The organism is Methylocapsa sp. S129 (assembly GCF_009765995.1).
Lineage (GTDB): Bacteria > Pseudomonadota > Alphaproteobacteria > Rhizobiales > Beijerinckiaceae > Roseiarcus.
In genome coordinates this window covers 478,809-496,643 of the sequence record NZ_LMUI01000042.1, presented here as the reverse complement: position 1 = coordinate 496,643, position 17,835 = coordinate 478,809, and the positions used below count along the sequence as shown (strand labels likewise).

Sequence of the window (17,835 nt, the reverse complement as noted above, 5' to 3'; positions counted from 1 at the left end):
AGGAGAGAGGGATTAGCTTTTTCTGGTCGCTTCGCCTGATCGCAGGAATCCTTTCGTGAGGCGGTCCCAGAGAGCGACGAGACCGTCCGGTTCCGCGATGAGAAAGACGATGATGAGCGCGCCCAGGACGATGCGCTGGCTCATGTCCAGCACGCCCGAGTCGAAAAGGCCGCCAAGCAGGAAGCTTCCGACGCGAGACAGGATCAGCGGGAACACGACGATCAGCGCGGCGCCAAAGAAGGCGCCGCGGATCGAGGCCAAGCCGCCAATGATGATGATGAAAAGGATCTCGAAGGAGCGATCGAGATTGAAGCCGGCGGGCTCCACCGTGCGCAAATAGGCGAACGCCCAGAGCGCGCCGGCGACGCCGATCATGAAAGACGAAATTGCAAAGGCGAGCAGTTTGGTTTTCAGAACCGGCACGCCGATCACTTTGGCCGCAAGCTCGTTGTCGCGCACCGCGATGAAATTATGCCCGGTCTGCGTATTGGCGAGCCGGTAAGCGAACGCCGTGAGCGCGACGACGATCGTCAACGCGAAGAGGTAGCGCCCGACGGGACCATCGAAGGAAATTCCGAAGATCGCCAGCGCCGGCGCGTCGATCACGCCCGAAGGATTGTTGTTGGAGAACCAGCCGAATTTGGTCAGCGCCCATTGCACGAAAAACTGCGCCGCAAGCGTCGAGACCGCGAGATAGAACCCCCGTAATCTCAAGCTCGGCAGGCCGAAGGCGATGCCGATCGCGGCGGCGGAGAAACCTGCCAGCGCAATGCTGACGATCAGAGGCAATCCGTGGATACGCAGATTGAAATTATAGGCGGCGAAGGCGCCGACCGCCATGAAGGCGGCTGTGCCCAGCGACAATTGGCCGGCATATCCCGTCAGGAGATTGAGGCCGACCGCCGCGAGGGAGAGCGCCAGGAACGGCGTCAGGATCGCTTCAAAGATATAGCTGCCGCCGAGGAACGGCAGAACGCCGTAGGCGATGGCGAGCACGGCGACAGGGCCGGCCCAGGCGGGGATCCGCCAGGGGCTCGATGCGGGACGATCGACGACGGCTGTTGACATGATCTCAGGCCCTTTCGACCAGTTTCTGGCCGAACAGACCGGCGGGCCGGATCAGAAGAAAGACGAGAGCGACGACATAGGCGAACCAGCTCTCGATGCCGCCACCGAAAAACGGGCCGATATAGACTTCGGCGAGCTTCTCCGAAGCGCCGATCAGCAGACCGCCGACAATGGCGCCGAGGATCGAGTCGAAACCGCCGAGCACCAGCACCGGAAGCGCCTTCAGCACCACTAGCGACAACGAGAATTGCACGCCGAGGCGCGCGCCCCACAACAGACCCGCCACCAGCGCCACTGCGCCCGCCGCGGTCCAGACAATCGCCCAGATGCGCGGCAGCCTCAGGCCCACCGCGAAGGCCGCAAACTGATCGTCGGCGACCGCGCGAAAGGCGAGGCCGATTCTGGTGTAGCGAAAGAAGGCGGTGAGAAAGGCGACCATGGTCGCCGCGATAGCCGCGGCGAACAGATCGAACTTGCTGATTAGGATTCCTGAAACTTCAAACGGGGTATCGTCGACGCCAAGATCGAGGCCATGCACCTGCGTGCCCCAGACAAGCTGGGCGGCGCCTTCGATGACGTAGGACAAGCCGAGCGTCGCCATGAACAGCGTAATCGGCGGCTTGTTGACCAACGGGCGAAGCACGACCCGTTCGATCGCCATGCCGAGAACCGCCATGACCACGAAAGTGGCGATAAAGGCGAGCGGGAACGGAACGCCGCGCTCCACCAGGCTGACGAAGGTCAGCGCCGCGAACAACAGCATCGCCCCTTGCGCGAAATTGAGAACGCCGGAGGTCTTGTAGATCAGCACGAAACCGATCGCGACGAGCGAATACATCACGCCCGACAGCAATCCGCCGACAAGAACTTCTAGAAAGAACGAATAGTCGAAATCGAACATCAAGGCGCTCCGGCCGGTTGATGGTCGTGCGCGACGCCGAGATAGGCGTCGATGACGGCCGGATCGGCGCGAACCTCAGCGGGGGTCCCGTCAGCGATCTTGCGGCCGTAGTCGAGAACGGCGACCCGATCCGACAGGCCCATCACGACGCCGATATCATGCTCGATCAAGACGACGGTCGTTCCAAACTCGTCGCGCGCGGCGCGCACGAACTGCGCCATCTCGTGTTTTTCAGTGGCGGTCATACCGGCCATGGGTTCGTCGAGCAGCAGGATCTTCGGCCTTGCGACGAGCGCGCGGGCAAGTTCGACACGCTTCTGAAGACCGTAGGGAAGCGCGCTCACCAGTCGGCTGCGCACGGCGCCAAGATCGAGAAAGCCGACGATCGCCTCGGCGCGTGCGTGCGCATCGTCCCTTTCTCGTCGCGCGCGCCCCAGGCCGATAATCTGTTCGACGAAATTGGCGCGGCGGGCGGCGACCCGGCCGCTCACGATATTGTCGAGAACGCTCAGCCCTTTGAACAGGGCGAGATTTTGAAAGGTTCGTGCAATGCCAAGCCGCGCCAATTGCTGCGTCGGCGCCTGGGTGAAACTTTGCGCGCCGATCCGGACCCTGCCGCTATCGGGTCGGTAGATGCCGCTGATCACATTGATCAGCGAGCTCTTGCCTGCGCCGTTAGGGCCGATAATGGCGCGGATTTCACCGGGCTCGACCGCGAGATCGACGTCGGCCAGCGCGACGACGCCGCCAAAGGACAGCGTGATCGCCTCCAACCGCAGCGCCGGCGATGTCGCGGTCGCGTCAAATCTTGGCGCCCGCCCCTCACTGGGAGGAGATGCGGGACGGGCGCCCGCCGCCGGAGCCTCGATCTCATCGAAGGCCGCGGCTCCAAAGGCGACGCTGGTCATCAATGTCCTCGCGCTATCAGCGTGCGATCTGATCGAAACAATCTCGCGGCGCTCATTCGGCGGCGACCGCCAGCTTCTGGTCGGCCTCCAATTGGCGCACCAGCGGGATGACATGCTTGCCGAAATATTCGACCTCTTCCTGGAAATGCAGGAAGGCGAGCAGAATGAGATCGGCGCCGGCGTTCTTGAGGCGGACGATGCGCTCGGCGATCTGCTCGGGCGTGCCGATCAGGTTGGAGCGGAATCCGTCGTTATATTGGACGAGATCCTCGAAACTCGACTTGGCCCAATTGCCCTGTCCTTCCGGCGAGGCCTTGCCGGCGTTTTTCACTTCGTGGCCGAACGCGTTCACCGCTTCCGGATCGGCCTTTGCAATGATTTCCGCGAGAACCTCGCGCGCCTCGGCCTCGCTCTCGCGCGCGATCAGGAAGGCGTTGACGCCGACCTTGACGGAATGGCCGTTCTGCGCGGCCTTGGCGCGGATGTCGTCGGCTTGCTTTTTGATCTCTTCGGGCGTGTTGCCGTTAGTGAAATACCAGTCGGAAACGCGCGCGGCCATGTCGCGCGCCGCGCGCGACGAACCACCCTGGAAAACCTCGGGCTGCGGGTCGCTCGGCTTCGGTTTCAGCGTGTAATTGTTGAAGCGATAGAAATCGCCGCGGAACGTGAAATTGTCTTCGCTCCAGATGCCGCGCAAGGCGCGGATGAATTCCTCGGAGCGGCGATAGCGTTCGTCATGGTCGAGCCAGGGCTCGCCGATCGCCGCGAACTCGCCGCGAAACCAACCGCTGACGACATTGACCGCGACCCGGCCGCCATAGAGCTGATTGAGCGTCGCGATCTGTTTGGCCGCCACCGCGGGATTCCAGGGCCCCGGCAGCAGCGCCGCGATCACCTTGAGCCGCGTGGTCGCCTCGAGCAGAGCCTGGCTGAAGGTCACCGGTTCGTGCTGGAATTCAGCGCCATAGCCGGCGGTGAAGCGGATCTGGCTCAGCGCGTAGTCGAAGCCGTTCTGCTCGGCGATCTGCGCGAGCTTGCGGTTGTAATCGATGTCGTGGCTGGTCCGCTGCTCGATCTTGCTGATCACCAGGCCGCCCGAAACGTTGGGTACCCAATAAGCGAATTTGAGGGCGCCGGGCGCGCTCTCAGCGGCGACGTTGCGCGAATGTGCGGTCATCGAGAAGCCTTTCGGTCTGCTGTCGGGGTTGGGGAGGAGGTTCAGCCGGCGGCCAGCGCGCGACGGTCTTCTTGCTCGGCGCTCTCAGCGCCTTGTCGGCCCAATTGCGTCAGCGCTTCGGTGACGGCGCGCTCGACGCGGTCGAGGATTTTCGAACTGGATACGCGATAGTCGAGAAAATCGGTCTCGACCGCATAGACCGTCGTCGGCAACGTCAGCGCGTTAAGGAAGCCGAACAGCGGGCGCAATTGATGCTCAGTCACAAGCCCGTGCAGATGGCTGCCGCCCGTCGCCGTCAGGATGATCGGCTTGCTGGCGAATCCCGCATGATGGACGAGATCGAAAAGATGCTTGAGGGCGCCGGTGTAAGAGGCGCGATAGACCGGCGTGCCGATCACCAGCAGGTCGGCTTGCTCGATGGCCTGGACGAGCGCCCTGGCGTCTCCGACGAGCTTGTCGCGCGTGAGGGCGCCGAACAGACGCGGCGCTGAATCGACGAGCTCGATCAACCTCGTGGCGATTCCGCTACGCGCCTCGATGCGGTCGAGAACCGCCTGCACCAGCGCCGTCGTCCGCGAAGGACGCGTGACGCTCCCTGAAACGCCGATGATCGAAATCCCCGCCATTCGCATCGATCCTTCGTTCGAATTCACAGACAATATCTATTATTTCTGTCTATCATACATTTTCTATCTATTTACTAGAAACATGAAAGGACAATGATGTCAACAGAGATTCGACGCGGTCAATTCAACGCCGACAGCGAGCAATTCCCGTGATGCGCGGACGCTCGCCGTGAGCAAGCCGGCTGGGTTCGACCATGATCTATGTCACCCATGATCAGGTCGAGGCGATGACGATGGCCGATGCGATTGTCGTTCTGCGCGAAGGAATCATTGAGCAGGTCAGATCGCCGATCGAGCTTTACGCGCGGCCGCGCAATCGCTTCGTCGCCTCTTTCCTCGGCGCCCCCCGCAGATGAACATGCTTTTGCTCACGACGAAGAGCGCTTCGCCCATGGAGCTGCGACTCGCGGTCGATGAGGATCGAAGCATCATCGACGCGTCGGTGGTGGGCAAGGAAGACGCGGGTGCGGCGCTCACCATCGGCGTCCGGCCCGAGCATCTCGCGCGTTCGGAACGCGGATTGCGCGGTAGGGTGGAGGCGAGCGACGAAGCTTGACGCAAATAGGGCCACCGCTCGGCGAACCTTCTCGTCAGCCGATGAAAGAAAGCTTGCGCAACCGCGATCCGCGCTGGCGCCGGAACGATGCGAACCTTCCGCCCGCTCCCCGCATTTCGCCAAATCCTCACTTACCATCACGGGAACGGAACTCGCTGGGCTCCTTCCCGCTTCTTTTCATTGACATCGCCGCCTTCGTGGGCGCACCGAAAAAGAATAGGATTTCGCAACATGCCGCCAAAACCTGAAAAGCGAGGGCCGCCGATGAATCCGCTCCATTCGGATGCGCTCGTGCTTTTCGGCGCGACGGGCGATCTCGCGCATAAGATGGTCTTCCCCGCGCTCTACCAGCTCGCTAAGAGTGGGGCCCTCAACGTTCCGGTGGTCGGCGTCGCCTCTACGAACTGGAGTCTCGCGCAATTGCGCGTCCGCGTCGAGGACAGCATCAAGCATTCGGGCGGCGTCGACGACCCCGCCGCCCTGCGGCGCCTGATGGCGCTGCTTGGCTATGTCAGCGGCGACTATAACGATCCCGCCACGTTCACCGCGATCAAGACGGCGCTCGTCGGCGCGCGGCGCCCCGCGCATTATCTCGCGATCCCGCCCTCGCTGTTCGAAACAGTGATCAAAGGTCTCGGCGCCGCCGGTCTCGCAGAGCACGCGCGCGTCATCGTCGAAAAGCCCTTCGGACGCGACCTCGCCTCCGCACGCGCGCTCAACCGCGTCGCGCGCAGCGTCTTCCCCGAAAACTCAATCTTCCGCATCGATCACTTCCTCGGCAAGGAAGCGATCATGAACATCCTCTACTTCCGCTTCGCCAATGCGTTCCTTGAGCCGATCTGGAACCGCAATTATGTCGCGAGCGTCCAGGTGACGCTGGCGGAGGATTTCGGCGTCAAGGACCGCGGCGCCTTTTATGAGACCGCGGGCTGCCTGCGCGACGTGATCCAGAACCACTTGTTCCAGATCGTCGCGCTGCTCGCCATGGAGCCGTCTGCTGGGCGCAACTATGGCGCCTTGCAGGACGAGAAGGCCAAGGTCTTCGCCGCGATGCGCCCGCTCAAATCCGACGATCTCGTGCGCGGTCAATATGCCGGCTATCGCCAGGAGCCGGATGTCGCGAAGCATTCCGACGTCGAGACCTTTTGCGCGCTGCGGCTGTTCATCGATTCCTGGCGCTGGCAGGGCGTGCCGTTCTATCTGCGCTCGGGAAAATATCTCGCCCAAACGATCACCGAGGTTCTGGTCGAATTGAAGCCGCCGCCGCAGCTTCTGTTCACCGATTCGGCGCCCGCGACGGGCCGCGACAATTATTTTCGCTTCCAGCTTTCGCCCAAATCCGCCATCGCGCTCGCCGCGCGCGTCAAACGCCCCGGCAAGGAATTCGTCGGCGACCAGCGCGAACTCACCTTGATCGACGAGCATCCGGGCGAGCAGACCGCCTATGCCCGGCTGCTTGGCGACGCCATGGCGGGCGATGGCGCGCTATTCACGAGAGAGGACGCGGTCGAGGCCGCCTGGGCCGTGGTCGACCCCATCCTCGACGCCCATCCCAAGGCGCTCCCGTACAGGCGCGGGACCTGGGGGCCGAAAGAGGCCGACGCGCTGATCGCCGCGCATGGCGGATGGGATAATCCGGGAGCCAAAGCGGCGCGGCGATAGGCGGCAACGCAGCCATGCCGCCCCGTCGCGCGCGTACGCATCCGGCAAAGCGCCCCGCTTAAAGAAACGTCGACGCCAGGGTCGGCGATTCCGCCAGAGCATGCGACATATATTCGAGCGCGCGCCGAAGCACCGGGCGCGTCGTCGGACCGCCCAGACAGATGCGGACGGCCTCGGGCGGATTTTCGCCAACGGTGAAGGCGTCGCTCGCCACCACGCCCACGCCGGTCGTGCGCATATGTCCAATGAAAGCCGATCGCGTCCAACCAACCGGCAATTGCGCCCACAGATTGAAGCTGAGCGGATCGGCCTTGAAACTTCCTGGCGGTAGAAGCTCCGTTGCAAGCACCTGTCGCGCGGCGGTTTCCGCTCTGATGAAGCGCAGAATCGCGTCCGCCGTACCGTCCTCAATCCAACGCGTGGCGAGCGCCACTGTGAGCGGCGAGGCCATCACGGTCGCGGCGCGAACGGCGGCGGCGAACAGCCAGCCCGAGCGCACGTCCGGAACCACGACATACGCGGCCCGAATGCCTGCGCCGATGCATTTGGCGAGGCCCGCGACATGCCAGGTGATGTCGGGCGCGATCGCCGCAAACGGCGCCGGTCCGTGAACCGGAATAAAGCCATAGGCGTCATCTTCGATGATCGGGACGCGCCAGCGCCGCGCGACCGCGGCAAGTTCGCCGCGCCGTCGCTCGGAGACGGTCAGCGTCGTCGGATTCTGCAGCGTCGGGTTGAGATAGAGGCCCTTCGGCTTGAGACGCGCGCAGGCGTCCGCGAAAGCGGCGGGGTCGACGCCCTCATGGTCCATGGGCAATCCAACGAGCTCGAGCCCCAATTGGGCCGCGATCGAGCGGGCGCCGGGATAGGTGATCGCTTCGCTCAGAATGACGTCGCCCGCTTTCCCCAGAATCCCAAAAATTCCCAGCAGCGCGGGATGAGCGCCCGGGGTGATGAAGATGCGATCCTGGGAGGGAACAAGCGCGCGCCGCCCTAACCATGCGGACGCCGCGTCCTTGTCGGCGGGCGATCCGCCAAAACCCTGGTAGCGCAAAAGCGAAACGAGATCGCGGCCGACCTCGGCAAGGCCGGCCTGCATACGTTCGATCAGCGCCGGGTCGTCGGGCTCCGGCGGCAGATTCATTGAAAGATCGACAATCTCGACACGGCGTTGCGCCGGGAGCCGCACGGGCAGACCAAGTTTGGGCGCCGCGCGCACGAAAGTGCCCTGCCCGACGCGCGATTCGATCAGGCCGCGCTTCTGCGCTTCGACATAACCCCTCGCAACAGTCGTGAAATCGACATTGAGCCGGCCCGCCAGCTTGCGCTGCGGCGGCAGGCGATCGCCGGGAGAAAGTCGCCCTTCTTTCATATCCGCCGCAATGAGGTCGGCGATGGCCAAATAGCGAGGTCTATCGCTGCTAGCGAGATTGGGCGTCCATTCGGCCATTTTACTCAATCTGAATGCGATATTTCGCGGCGACTCGGCGTCGCGGAAATTGACTGTATCGTGCGGCAAGCCGGCTTGTCACGCTGGCCGATCGCGCACCTTGCGATAGACTTCGGTTGAGGATGCTCGCCTTTTACGCGAGTGACTCTGCGGCGAATGACTGCATTATTGACTGCACAGGAAAACTTTGTCAATCGGACGCGAAATTCATCATTCCACCGGCACAGTTTTACATCAAACGAAGCCTAGCTATTGGGCGATGAGAGATTATTAGGCGCCTATCTCCGTGGGATGGATCGTAGCGGGACCGGCCCAATAAATCTGTAATTGAATGTATTGATTGCCATTTCCAGGATACCAGTCATTACATACAATAATTGGCACATTGATTGCAGTGTTCTCCTGTGATCCACGGCCTACGCCGCGGACGATCCGTCTCAGGAGAAACGCCTCATGCCCGCCGTCACGATGCCAGCCCACAAGAAGGGCGATTTTCTTGTCGATTACGAAGAGAAAGTGTTCGAGGACGTCAAAGCCGCGCCCGGCGAGAAGGCGCTGGTCACCTTCCACACCGTCGCTTTCGAAGGCTCCATCGGCTTCGTGAACCTGCTGCAGGCCACACGCCTGAAGCGCAAGGGCTTCGAAACGTCGGTGCTGCTGTATGGACCCGGCGTCACGCTCGGCGTGCAGCGCGGCTTTCCAAAGCTGGGCGACGAAGCGTTTCCAGGCCATCAGAACTTCAACAATCAGCTCGCCAAATTCATGGAGGAAGGCGGCAAGGTTTATGCTTGCCGCTTCGCCCTGCAGGCGCTCTACGGCCACGGCGACGTGTCGCTCATTCCCGGCATCAAAGGGATCAACCCGCTCGACGTGCTCGACCTGATCCTGCTGCATCGGAGGGACAACGCCTTCATCCTCGACACCTGGACCCTCTAGCGGCCGGTCCGCGCCCATCAGGAGAAGGCAGGCGATGACGGAACCGACATTGATCAGGGTCGCGGCGGCGCAGATCTCGCCCGACCTGGAGACGGCGGCCGGAACGGTCGACCGCGTTCTGGCGGCGATCGGCGAGGCGGCCGGCAAGGGCGCCAAACTCATCGTCTTTCCCGAGACCTTTGTGCCCTGGTATCCGTATTTTTCCTTCGTGCTGCCGCCGGTCCAGACCGGCGGCGAGCATGTGCGGCTCTACGAAAACGCCGTCGTCGTCCCCGGCCCCGTGACCGAGGCGGTGGCGAGCGCGGCGCGCCGCCACGCCATCGTCGTCGCGCTCGGCGTCAACGAGCGCGATCACGGCTCCCTCTACAATACGCAGATCATCTTCGACGCGACCGGCGAAATCCTGTTGAAGCGGCGCAAGATCACGCCGACTTTCCACGAGCGCATGATCTGGGGCCAGGGCGACGGCGCCGGCCTCAAAGTCGTCCACAGCGCCGTCGGGCGCATCGGCGCCCTTGCCTGCTGGGAGCACTACAATCCGCTCGCCCGTTACGCGCTGATGGCCCAGCACGAGGAAATCCACATCGCCCAGTTCCCGGGCTCTCTCGTCGGGCCGATTTTTGCCGATCAGATCGAAGTCACCATCCGCCATCACGCTTTGGAGAGCGGTTGCTTCGTCGTCAATGCGACCGGCTGGCTGTCGGAAGCGCAGATCGCCAAAATCTCGCCCGACGAAAAGCTGCGCAAGGCGCTCACCGGCGGATGCATGACGGCGATCATTTCGCCCGAAGGCAAGCATCTTGCGCCGCCGCTGACGCAGGGCGAGGGCCTTCTCATCGCCGATCTCGACATGAGCCTCATCGTCAAGCGCAAGCGGATGATGGATTCGGTCGGCCATTACGCGCGCCCCGAACTGCTCAGTCTCAATTTCGACAACAGACCCGCAGCGGCGATGCATGCCGCCGCGCCGTTCCCTTCTCTCGCTGTTGGAAGCCACGCCCATGAAACCGATGATGACGACCGAGCGACTGATCAACGAGTTGCAGTCCTTCGGAATGCGTCTGGTTGATCCGAAAGCGGGCGCGGACAGCCGCCGCGGCGGCGCCGGGCCTTCGGATCACAAGGCGATCACGATCGACGGCATGACCGTGATGGCGCCCGTCCATACGGCGCCGGCCTTCGAAAGCCCCTATCTCATCGAAAAGCCCGACGCCTTCGGGCGCAGCCGGGTTTTGCGCGACGGGCTCGCGCTCGGCGAGGTTTCTTTTCCGCTGCGCCCGAAATTCTACGACCTGCAAACGGCCGACGGCGTGCCCTATTCCAAGATCGCGGTCCTGCATGGGCGCGACGTGCTGGCGACGACGGTGCTGCAAACCTGCATCCGCTATCAAAGCCGCGCCAAGACCTGCCAGTTCTGCGCGATCGGCCAGTCGCTCGCCGCCGGGCGCACGATCGCGCGCAAGACGCCCGCCCAGCTCGCCGAAGTGGCCGAGGCCGCGGTTCGGCTCGATGGCGTCAAGCATATGGTCATGACCACCGGCACGCCGGCCGGCGCCGATCGCGGCGCCGCCATTCTTGCCGAGAGCGCGGCGGCGGTGAAAGCGGCGGTCGATCTGCCCATTCAGGTGCAATGCGAGCCGCCCGACGACGACGCCTGGTTCGGCCGGCTGAAGGAAGCGGGAGCGGATGCGCTCGGCATGCATCTCGAAGCGGTGACGGAGCGCGTGCGCCATCGCATCATGCCGGGCAAGGCGCAGGTCTCGGTGGCGCGCTATTTCTCGGCTTTCGCGGCGGCGACGCCCGTTTTCGGACGCGGGCAGGTTTCCAGCTACATTCTCGCCGGACTCGGCGATACGGCGGAGGAAATTCTCGGCGTCTGCGAACGAATGGTCGCCATCGGCGTCTATCCCTTTGTCGTACCCTTCGTGCCGATTTCGGGGACGCCGCTCGAGAGCCATCCGGCGCCGGCCCCGTCCTTCATGCACGCGATCCTCAAACCGCTCGCGCGCATGCTGATCGATGGCGGCCTCAAATCCGTCGACGTCAAAGCCGGTTGCGCCAAATGCGGCGCCTGTTCCGCGCTCGCGACCTACGAGCGCCATCAACCCGAACTGGAGGCGATCGCATGATTTTCGAACCTTTCGCGCCGTTCCTGCCGAGCGAATTCCAGATCAAATTCGCGGTCGATTCCTGGGAGAAGAACGCCGCCGCCGCGCTGCGTCGTCAGGTTTTCTGCGAGGAGCAGAAAATTTTCGCACATGACGACCGCGACGCGACCGACAAAATCGCCATTGCGCTCGTCGCCGTCTCATTCGTCGGCGTCGCCGCGGATGAAGTGGTCGGAACGGTGCGCATTCACGAAACCGAACCAGGCGTCTGGTGGGGCTCGCGGCTCGCGGTCGCAGCCGAATATCGACGGATCGGCGCGCTCGGCGCTGGCCTGATCCGCCTCGCCGTCTCATCGGCGCATGCGCGCGGCTGCACGCGCTTCCTGGCCCATGTGCAGAGCCAGAACGCGTTGCTGTTCAGCAAATTGCACTGGAGCGCCATCGCGCCCATCGACCTGCACGGCAGGCCGCACCATCTGATGGAAGCCAATCTCGATTTCTATCCGCCTTTCGCTGCGCCGGAGACGGGCTTCGTGGCTTTGCGCAAGGCGGCGTGATGCAAGCGGACGCCACAATCGAGCGCATCGACATCCAGGCGCTGGCGCGCTCGCTGCGCGCGAACCGCGGGCTTGCCGCCAAGGCCGACATCGGCGCGGTCGCGCGCCGGCTTGGCCTGTCGGGCCGATCGCTCACGCCGGTCGGCGACGATTGCGCCGCAATCGAGGATGGCGACGGCCATCTGTTGTTTGCGATCGAAGGGTTCATGAACGAATTCGTCGCCGGCGATCCCTGGTTCGCCGGCTGGTGCGGCGTGATGGTCAATGTCTCCGACATCGCGGCGATGGGTGGACGGCCTATCGCGATCATCGACGCCTTATGGGCCGATGGCGAGGCGGAAGCGGCGCCGATTCTCGACGGCATGCGCGCGGCCTCGCAACGTTTTGGCGTGCCGATCGTCGGCGGCCATACCAACATCCGCACGGATCGGGCGCAGCTTTCCGTCGCCATTCTCGGCCGCGCCAGCCGCCTGCTGACGAGTTTCGACGCGCGGCCGGGCGATCGCCTTGTCGCTGCGATCGATCTGCGGGGGCGCTACCGCGAGCCCTTTTCCAATTGGGAGGCGGCGACTGACACGCCCGCCGCGCGTCTGCGCGGCGACCTCGAACTTTTGCCGCGCATCGCAGAAGCGGGACTCGCGCACGCCGCCAAGGATATCAGCCAGGGCGGCCTCGTCGGCACCGCCGCGATGCTGGCGGAATGTTCAGGCGTTGGCATCGTCATCGACGTCGAGGCCGCGCCCAGGCCCGCTGGCGTCGCGCTCGACCGCTGGCTCACGACCTTTCCGAGCTACGGCTATCTCATCGCCGTTCGCCCCGCCAATGTCGGGGCCGTGACGCGCCTGTTCGCCGAACGCCACATCGCGGCCGCCGACATCGGCGCCGTGCATGCGGGCGGCGCGGTGTCGATCCGGCATGGCGGAGCCGTCGAGACGATCTGGGATTTCGCGGCAAACCCCCTCCTTGGCTGCGGACCGCGGGAGAGCGCGGCATGACGAGCGCCCCGCCGCTGCGCGTCGCCATCCTCGCGCATTCGACCAATCCGCGCGGCGGCGTCGTCCATGCGCTGGAACTGGGCGATGCGCTGACGCGGCTTGGCTGCGAAATTGTCGTCCACGCGCCCGACGTGAAGGGTACGGGCTTCTTCCGCGAGACGCTATGCGGCGCCGTGTCGGTTCCCGCCTCGCCGGTCGGCGCCGACAGGACGGCGATGGTGGAGGCGCGCATCGCCGATTATGTCGCCCATTTCGAAAATCCGGCGCATCGGCGCTTCGATGTTTTCCACGCCCAGGACGGTATTTCCGGCAATGCTTTGGCGACGCTGAAGGAGCGCGGCCTGATCCGCCGCTTCGCGCGCACCGTCCATCATGTCGACGCCTTCGCCGACCAACGCCTGTCGGCGCTGCAGACCCGCGCGATCCTCGACGCCGATGAGCTTTTCGTCGTCAGCCGCCTATGGCGCGACCATCTGGGCGCGCATTTTGGCCGCGCCGCCACGCTGGTGGGCAATGGCGTCGATCGCATCCGGTTTTCGCCGCAAGGCGATAGACGGGAGGACTCGCTACGCGCACGCCTCGGCCTGAAAGCCGGCCCGATATTCCTCGCCATCGGCGGCGTGGAGGAGCGCAAGAACACGATTGGCGTCCTCGAAGCCTTCGCTCAGGTCCGACGCATCCGCGCCGGCGCGCAACTCCTGATCGCTGGCGGCGCGTCTTTGCTCGATCACGCGGATTATCAGGCGCGCTTCTCCACAGCGCTCGCCGCCAGCGGGCTCCCACCCGGCGCGGTGGCGATCGCCGGCCCGATCGCGCAATCCGACCTGCCCGCACTCTACCGGATCGCCGATGCGCTGGTCTTTCCCTCCGTCAAGGAAGGCTTCGGCCTCGTCGTCCTTGAGGCGATGGCGAGCGGCGTCCCTGTCGTCACGTCGCGGATCGCGCCTTTCACCGAATATCTCGCCGAAGACGATGTCGTCTGGTGTCGTCCCAATTCCATTTCGAGCATTGCCGATGCGATGCTGATGGCGCTGGCGCCGGTTTTGCGCGCGCGTCTCGTCAAACGCGGATTGGCCGTCGCGGCGCGCCACGACTGGCTCCGCGTCGGCGCGGCGCATCGCCCCGTCTATGACGCGCTCGCGGAGCTTGAGCATGCCTGAAATGCGCTTCCACATCCAATGGCCGGATGGGAGCAGGGAGAGCTGCTACTCACCCTCGCTGGTGGTCGCTGAGCATTTCGCGCCCGGCGAATCCTATGCGCTCGCCGATTTTCTGGCGCGCAGCCAGACCGCGCTTCATATCGCCAGCGATCGGGTCAAGGCCAAATACGGCCGCGCCTGTTCGTTGGCGCTTGGCCAGCTCGCCCGCATCGAAGCGAGCTGCGCGCGCTTCGCAGATATCGAAGACGCGTGCGTGCGCGTCGATTCTTTCGAACAAGAGGGATCAGCCCGCCCATGACATCCCCTGTCCCCTCCCATCTGCCCGTCGCCATCGTCGGCGCAGGCCAGGCCGGCCTGTCGCTCAGTCATTTCCTGAAACAGCGCGGCGTGGATCATCTCGTTTTCGAAAAGCACAGCGCCATGCATGTCTGGAGCGACAGCCGCTGGGATTCTTTCACGCTGGTGACGCCGAACTGGCAATGCGATCTGCCCGGCCATCCCTATGCCGGGTCCGATCCGCACGGTTTCATGAAGAAGAACGAGATCACCACCTATCTCAGCGGATTTCGCGACCTCGTCGATGCGCCCTTGCGCGAAGGAATCGCGGTCACCCGCGTGACCCCTCGCAGTGAAGGCGGCTTTGACGTCGTCACTTCGGACGGCGCGTACCAAGCCGATCAGGTCGCCGTCGCCTCCGGCGGCTACCACATTCCGATCGTGCCGCGCATGGCCGAGCGGCTACCCAAATCGATCACGCAGATTCATTCCGAGCAATATCGCAACCCCGCCGCGCTTCCCGATGGCGGCGTGCTCGTCGTCGGCTCGGGGCAGTCGGGCGCGCAGATCGCCGAAGATTTGCATCTGGCCGGGCGCAAGGTGCATCTGGCGATCGGCCATGCGCCGCGCTGCGCGCGTTTTTATCGCGGCCGCGACGTCGTCGCCTGGCTCGCAGACATGGGCTATTATCAAATGCCGGTCGAGCGTCATCCCTTGCGCGAAGGCGTGCGCGACAACACCAATCATTACGTGACGGGACGCGACGGCGGGCGCGATATCGATCTGCGCAAATTTGCGCTCGAAGGCATGCGCCTCTACGGCCTGTTGAAGGATCTCGATGGCGCCACGCTGAGTTTTGCCGGCAATTTGCGCGCCTCGCTCGACCAGGCCGACCAGACCTATAACGGCATCAACGCCGCAATCGACAAATATATCGCTGAAAACAAAATCGAAGCGCCCGCGCCCTCGGTCTATGCGCCGGTCTGGCAGCCGGCTGAAGAGACGCTCTCGCTCGATCTTGAGGCGGCAGGCATAAGTTCGATCATCTGGTGCATCGGCTTCCAGCCCGATTTTCGCTGGCTCGACGCGCCCGTCTTTAACGGCGCCGGCCATCCCAAACACCATCGCGGCGTCTCGCCGCATCCGGGTCTCTATTTTATCGGCCTGCCCTGGCTGCACACGTGGGGCTCTGGTCGCTTCTCAGGCGTCGCGCGCGACGCTTCCTATCTGGCCGACCGCATCGTCGAGGCGCGCGCAGGTTTATGAGGCGAGAGCGCGCCGTTCCCTGCCGGCGACCCAGCGCGTCCGCGACGCGTGGGCGAGCCAATCCAAAAACCGCCGCCGCAATTCCGGCGGTCGTTTTGTTTCAGTGAGCGACGTCGCTCGTATGATCCTGCGAAGCCGCTCGGGCGTCAGACCAAAGCGCGATGGCGAGGGCGGCGACAATGGCGGCGATGGTGGAAAGCGCGATTGCTGCGAACATGGGAGCCTCCAAAGCAGTCCAGACTTGCTGGCAAGCTTTTATGAGACAGCCTGGATACGGAGGATGTGGCGGCCGCCACATGTCGGGCGCGCGTCGGAGATCGGCAGGCTCCGTGCTGAAGCCAGAGCCGCCAGCCGCTTTGGTCGGCCATTCCGAATGGAACGATCCGTTGGCGCCCGCGTTACTCCTCCAACAACAGGAGGCAAATATGCGCAATCAAATTTTAGCGGCGGCTGTCGTTCTCACAGCGCTCGCATTTCCAGCCGCGGCGATGGCCGATGAGACGGGTCTGGTCGGCGGCGCCGTCGCCGGAGCGGTCGTAGGCGGCCCGGTCGGGGCGGTCGTGGGCGGAGTCGTCGGAAACGCCGTCACCGATCATCGCTACCATCATCGCCATTACGCGCAATATCATCGCTATCACAACGACTACCGCGACTAACAATCGATGGCTTCTGGGGCGCAGCGCATTCGCGCCGCGCGTCGGGCGTCAAAAGCGGCGCCGCTTCTCGCTGCGGCGCAATCTTCAAGAATCTGAAACATCACGACAACGCTGTTGCGATGCCGCCTTCTATCGCGAACGCAACCTCGTCGCGTGCTTAAGGCGAATCGTCAGCCGCTGCGACCAAACCCCAAGAACTCGCCTCTCCATCTTAAGCCTCGTTGGCCCGCTCATCCGGCCCCATTGAGCGCCAAGGAAAACCAAGGAAAACCGGCGGACCGGGATTGGCGCCAAGACGAATGTTGCCATTTGGCATTACATCCACTATGTTATGCCAAATTGGAGAGTCACAGTGACTGCATTGCGCCTCGTCGACACCGCGCCACAGAGCTTCTCGGCCGCGCCCATTACGGATGATGAAGCAGCCGCCATGTTCCGCGCGGCAATCAACCTCTTTCGACTCTGGTCGGTCACCGACGAACAGGCCGCTATTTTGCTGGACTTGCCTGTTCGTTCCTATCGGCGCTGGAAAGCTGGCGACATTGGCCGCATCGATCGCGACAGCAAGGCGCGACTGTCGAACCTTATGGGCATCCACAAGGCGCTGAGGATCATCTTCCGCGAACCTCAGCGGGGCTATGCCTGGATTCAGGCGTCGAACGCCGCGTTGGGAGGCCAAACGGCTCTGGCCGTGATGCTCGGCGGGGAACTCACCGATCTCATGCGGGTGCGCCGATATCTGGATAGCGAGCGGGGTGGTTGGTGATTGATATCGCCACCGTTCCCGTCGCCAAGGTCGAATGGCGGAACGCGGTCCGAATTATTCGCAGCGTCTTCCCGCCGATCGATTTGTTTGAGGATATCGCAGACCCAGCCGACTGGCCGCTCCTAATCTCCGCCGAGCAGAAGACCAATCCGAGGCTGATGGAGACGATCGGCGCCCTTGATCTCGTGCCGACGGCCAGACGCGTGGCCGGTCCAGGAGCCTCTTATTTGATGGCGCCGTTCACCCATGCGAGCGCCGACCGACCGAGCCGATTCAGCGACGGCTCCTTCGGCATCCTCTACGTCGGCGATTCCTTCGAAGTCGCTTTGTTCGAGACCGCCCACCATCACGGCCGGTTCATGGCGCGTACGAACGAGCTTGCGGGATGGACCTCGCAGTTTCTGGAGATTGTGCTCGAGATCAGCGCCGAGTTGCATGACCTTCGAGGCGGGAACCCTTCTCATTTGGCGGCGCTCGACCCAGATGATTATGCCCAAAGCCAAACCCTCGGCGCTCAACTACGCGCCGCGGGATCGAATGGCCTTGTCTATCCGAGCCTTCGATACGAAGGCGGCCAATGCGTCGGGCTTTTATACCCAGATGGCGCCACAAATCCGATCCAGGGTCGACGCCTCGACTATCATTGGGACGGAGCGCGCGTGGATATGTACCGAGATCTGGCGAGCGACCACGTCTATCGGATCGAAAGTTGAGGGCGCGAACATCAGCGAGAAATATCCAAACGACCGCGCTTTCGATGGCGGCTT

Annotated in this window: 20 protein-coding genes; 14 read left to right on the top strand and 6 right to left on the bottom strand. The window is 63.6% G+C overall.

Going from position 1 to position 17,835, the window contains the following annotated elements; all coding sequences use genetic code 11:
- Positions 1 to 12: 12 nt before the first annotated feature.
- Genes GSQ90_RS22975 through msuE form a run of 5 tightly spaced genes read right to left on the bottom strand, consistent with a single transcriptional unit; the run spans position 13 to position 4,680 of the window.
- Positions 13 to 1,068: a branched-chain amino acid ABC transporter permease gene (locus GSQ90_RS22975; protein WP_158817208.1), complete on the bottom strand. Its 1,056-nt coding sequence runs from the start codon at positions 1,066 to 1,068 to the stop codon at positions 13 to 15.
- 4 nt (positions 1,069 to 1,072) lie between these two features.
- On the bottom strand, positions 1,073 to 1,969 hold the full coding sequence (locus GSQ90_RS22970; RefSeq protein ID WP_158817207.1) for a branched-chain amino acid ABC transporter permease: 897 nt from the start codon (positions 1,967 to 1,969) through the stop codon (positions 1,073 to 1,075).
- On the bottom strand, positions 1,969 to 2,877 hold the full coding sequence (locus GSQ90_RS22965) for an ABC transporter ATP-binding protein (RefSeq protein ID WP_158817205.1): 909 nt from the start codon (positions 2,875 to 2,877) through the stop codon (positions 1,969 to 1,971). Before GSQ90_RS22965 ends, GSQ90_RS22970 begins: the two co-directional genes overlap by 1 nt.
- 52 nt (positions 2,878 to 2,929) lie before the next feature.
- A complete protein-coding gene (sfnG, locus tag GSQ90_RS22960; protein ID WP_158817204.1) occupies positions 2,930 to 4,054 on the bottom strand; it encodes a dimethylsulfone monooxygenase SfnG in 1,125 nt (374 codons plus the stop codon).
- Positions 4,055 to 4,095: 41 nt separating this feature from the next.
- Positions 4,096 to 4,680: an FMN reductase gene (gene msuE / locus GSQ90_RS22955; protein ID WP_158817202.1), complete on the bottom strand. Its 585-nt coding sequence runs from the start codon at positions 4,678 to 4,680 to the stop codon at positions 4,096 to 4,098.
- A 194-nt stretch (positions 4,681 to 4,874) separates the two neighbouring features.
- Between msuE and GSQ90_RS22950 the strand changes: the two genes are divergently transcribed.
- The 3 genes from GSQ90_RS22950 to zwf all read left to right on the top strand — a co-directional run bounded on the left by GSQ90_RS22950 (position 4,875) and on the right by zwf (position 6,898).
- Positions 4,875 to 5,036 (top strand): hypothetical protein, encoded by a 162-nt coding sequence (locus tag GSQ90_RS22950; RefSeq protein WP_371418434.1) that lies wholly within the window; start codon positions 4,875 to 4,877, stop codon positions 5,034 to 5,036.
- 35 nt (positions 5,037 to 5,071) lie between these two features.
- On the top strand, positions 5,072 to 5,236 hold the full coding sequence (locus tag GSQ90_RS22945) for a hypothetical protein (RefSeq protein WP_158817200.1): 165 nt from the start codon (positions 5,072 to 5,074) through the stop codon (positions 5,234 to 5,236).
- Between the two features lie 264 nt (positions 5,237 to 5,500).
- Positions 5,501 to 6,898 (top strand): glucose-6-phosphate dehydrogenase, encoded by a 1,398-nt coding sequence (zwf, locus tag GSQ90_RS22940; RefSeq protein ID WP_158817199.1) that lies wholly within the window; start codon positions 5,501 to 5,503, stop codon positions 6,896 to 6,898.
- A gap of 58 nt (positions 6,899 to 6,956) precedes the next feature.
- On the opposite strand, the gene GSQ90_RS22935 is transcribed toward zwf, so the two are convergent.
- A complete protein-coding gene (locus GSQ90_RS22935; RefSeq protein WP_158817198.1) occupies positions 6,957 to 8,348 on the bottom strand; it encodes a PLP-dependent aminotransferase family protein in 1,392 nt (463 codons plus the stop codon).
- A 453-nt stretch (positions 8,349 to 8,801) separates the two neighbouring features.
- On the opposite strand from GSQ90_RS22935, the gene GSQ90_RS22930 reads away from it, so the two are divergent.
- The 11 genes from GSQ90_RS22930 to GSQ90_RS22880 all read left to right on the top strand — a co-directional run bounded on the left by GSQ90_RS22930 (position 8,802) and on the right by GSQ90_RS22880 (position 17,781).
- Positions 8,802 to 9,284 carry an MSMEG_0572/Sll0783 family nitrogen starvation response protein gene (locus GSQ90_RS22930; RefSeq protein ID WP_158817196.1) on the top strand — a complete coding sequence of 161 codons (483 nt, stop codon included), beginning with the start codon at positions 8,802 to 8,804 and terminating at the stop codon, positions 9,282 to 9,284.
- A 34-nt stretch (positions 9,285 to 9,318) separates the two neighbouring features.
- A complete protein-coding gene (locus GSQ90_RS22925; RefSeq protein WP_158817194.1) occupies positions 9,319 to 10,353 on the top strand; it encodes a Nit6803 family nitrilase in 1,035 nt (344 codons plus the stop codon).
- On the top strand, positions 10,286 to 11,413 hold the full coding sequence (locus GSQ90_RS22920) for an MSMEG_0568 family radical SAM protein (RefSeq protein ID WP_158817193.1): 1,128 nt from the start codon (positions 10,286 to 10,288) through the stop codon (positions 11,411 to 11,413). The genes GSQ90_RS22925 and GSQ90_RS22920 overlap by 68 nt, the downstream gene beginning before the upstream one ends.
- The gene (locus GSQ90_RS22915; protein ID WP_174247521.1) at positions 11,410 to 11,949 is read left to right on the top strand and encodes an MSMEG_0567/Sll0786 family nitrogen starvation N-acetyltransferase; all 540 of its coding nucleotides are present in this window, start codon (positions 11,410 to 11,412) and stop codon (positions 11,947 to 11,949) included. The genes GSQ90_RS22920 and GSQ90_RS22915 overlap by 4 nt, the downstream gene beginning before the upstream one ends.
- Positions 11,949 to 12,944 (top strand): sll0787 family AIR synthase-like protein, encoded by a 996-nt coding sequence (locus GSQ90_RS22910; RefSeq protein ID WP_158817192.1) that lies wholly within the window; start codon positions 11,949 to 11,951, stop codon positions 12,942 to 12,944. The genes GSQ90_RS22915 and GSQ90_RS22910 overlap by 1 nt, the downstream gene beginning before the upstream one ends.
- Positions 12,941 to 14,104 (top strand): MSMEG_0565 family glycosyltransferase, encoded by a 1,164-nt coding sequence (locus tag GSQ90_RS22905; RefSeq protein WP_158817191.1) that lies wholly within the window; start codon positions 12,941 to 12,943, stop codon positions 14,102 to 14,104. Before GSQ90_RS22910 ends, GSQ90_RS22905 begins: the two co-directional genes overlap by 4 nt.
- Positions 14,097 to 14,402: an MSMEG_0570 family nitrogen starvation response protein gene (locus tag GSQ90_RS22900; protein ID WP_158817190.1), complete on the top strand. Its 306-nt coding sequence runs from the start codon at positions 14,097 to 14,099 to the stop codon at positions 14,400 to 14,402. The genes GSQ90_RS22905 and GSQ90_RS22900 overlap by 8 nt, the downstream gene beginning before the upstream one ends.
- On the top strand, positions 14,399 to 15,646 hold the full coding sequence (locus GSQ90_RS22895; RefSeq protein ID WP_158817189.1) for an MSMEG_0569 family flavin-dependent oxidoreductase: 1,248 nt from the start codon (positions 14,399 to 14,401) through the stop codon (positions 15,644 to 15,646). Before GSQ90_RS22900 ends, GSQ90_RS22895 begins: the two co-directional genes overlap by 4 nt.
- Before the next feature lie 425 nt (positions 15,647 to 16,071).
- Positions 16,072 to 16,302, top strand: coding sequence for a hypothetical protein (locus GSQ90_RS22890; protein WP_158817188.1), 231 nt, complete (start codon positions 16,072 to 16,074; stop codon positions 16,300 to 16,302).
- A gap of 352 nt (positions 16,303 to 16,654) precedes the next feature.
- Positions 16,655 to 17,068, top strand: a complete 414-nt coding sequence (locus GSQ90_RS22885; RefSeq protein WP_158817187.1) for an MbcA/ParS/Xre antitoxin family protein — start codon at positions 16,655 to 16,657, stop codon at positions 17,066 to 17,068.
- The gene (locus GSQ90_RS22880) at positions 17,062 to 17,781 is read left to right on the top strand and encodes an RES family NAD+ phosphorylase (protein WP_210254946.1); all 720 of its coding nucleotides are present in this window, start codon (positions 17,062 to 17,064) and stop codon (positions 17,779 to 17,781) included. Before GSQ90_RS22885 ends, GSQ90_RS22880 begins: the two co-directional genes overlap by 7 nt.
- Positions 17,782 to 17,835: the final 54 nt, after the last annotated feature.

Excerpts from the sequence above, each read along its gene's own strand:
- zwf (WP_158817199.1), top strand. The coding sequence starts at position 5,501 with ATGAATCCGCTCCATTCGGATGCGCTCGTGCTTTTCGGCGCGACGGGC.
- msuE (WP_158817202.1), bottom strand. The coding sequence starts at position 4,680 with ATGGCGGGGATTTCGATCATCGGCGTTTCAGGGAGCGTCACGCGTCCT.
- GSQ90_RS22895 (WP_158817189.1), top strand. The coding sequence starts at position 14,399 with ATGACATCCCCTGTCCCCTCCCATCTGCCCGTCGCCATCGTCGGCGCA.
- GSQ90_RS22975 (WP_158817208.1), bottom strand. The coding sequence starts at position 1,068 with ATGTCAACAGCCGTCGTCGATCGTCCCGCATCGAGCCCCTGGCGGATC.
- GSQ90_RS22910 (WP_158817192.1), top strand. The coding sequence starts at position 11,949 with ATGCAAGCGGACGCCACAATCGAGCGCATCGACATCCAGGCGCTGGCG.
- GSQ90_RS22930 (WP_158817196.1), top strand. The coding sequence starts at position 8,802 with ATGCCCGCCGTCACGATGCCAGCCCACAAGAAGGGCGATTTTCTTGTC.
- sfnG (WP_158817204.1), bottom strand. The coding sequence starts at position 4,054 with ATGACCGCACATTCGCGCAACGTCGCCGCTGAGAGCGCGCCCGGCGCC.
- GSQ90_RS22890 (WP_158817188.1), top strand. The coding sequence starts at position 16,072 with ATGCGCAATCAAATTTTAGCGGCGGCTGTCGTTCTCACAGCGCTCGCA.
- GSQ90_RS22920 (WP_158817193.1), top strand. The coding sequence starts at position 10,286 with ATGAAACCGATGATGACGACCGAGCGACTGATCAACGAGTTGCAGTCC.
- GSQ90_RS22965 (WP_158817205.1), bottom strand. The coding sequence starts at position 2,877 with ATGACCAGCGTCGCCTTTGGAGCCGCGGCCTTCGATGAGATCGAGGCT.
- GSQ90_RS22935 (WP_158817198.1), bottom strand. The coding sequence starts at position 8,348 with ATGGCCGAATGGACGCCCAATCTCGCTAGCAGCGATAGACCTCGCTAT.
- GSQ90_RS22900 (WP_158817190.1), top strand. The coding sequence starts at position 14,097 with ATGCCTGAAATGCGCTTCCACATCCAATGGCCGGATGGGAGCAGGGAG.
- GSQ90_RS22950 (WP_371418434.1), top strand. The coding sequence starts at position 4,875 with ATGATCTATGTCACCCATGATCAGGTCGAGGCGATGACGATGGCCGAT.
- GSQ90_RS22905 (WP_158817191.1), top strand. The coding sequence starts at position 12,941 with ATGACGAGCGCCCCGCCGCTGCGCGTCGCCATCCTCGCGCATTCGACC.
- GSQ90_RS22915 (WP_174247521.1), top strand. The coding sequence starts at position 11,410 with ATGATTTTCGAACCTTTCGCGCCGTTCCTGCCGAGCGAATTCCAGATC.
- GSQ90_RS22970 (WP_158817207.1), bottom strand. The coding sequence starts at position 1,969 with ATGTTCGATTTCGACTATTCGTTCTTTCTAGAAGTTCTTGTCGGCGGA.
- GSQ90_RS22945 (WP_158817200.1), top strand. The coding sequence starts at position 5,072 with ATGGAGCTGCGACTCGCGGTCGATGAGGATCGAAGCATCATCGACGCG.
- GSQ90_RS22925 (WP_158817194.1), top strand. The coding sequence starts at position 9,319 with ATGACGGAACCGACATTGATCAGGGTCGCGGCGGCGCAGATCTCGCCC.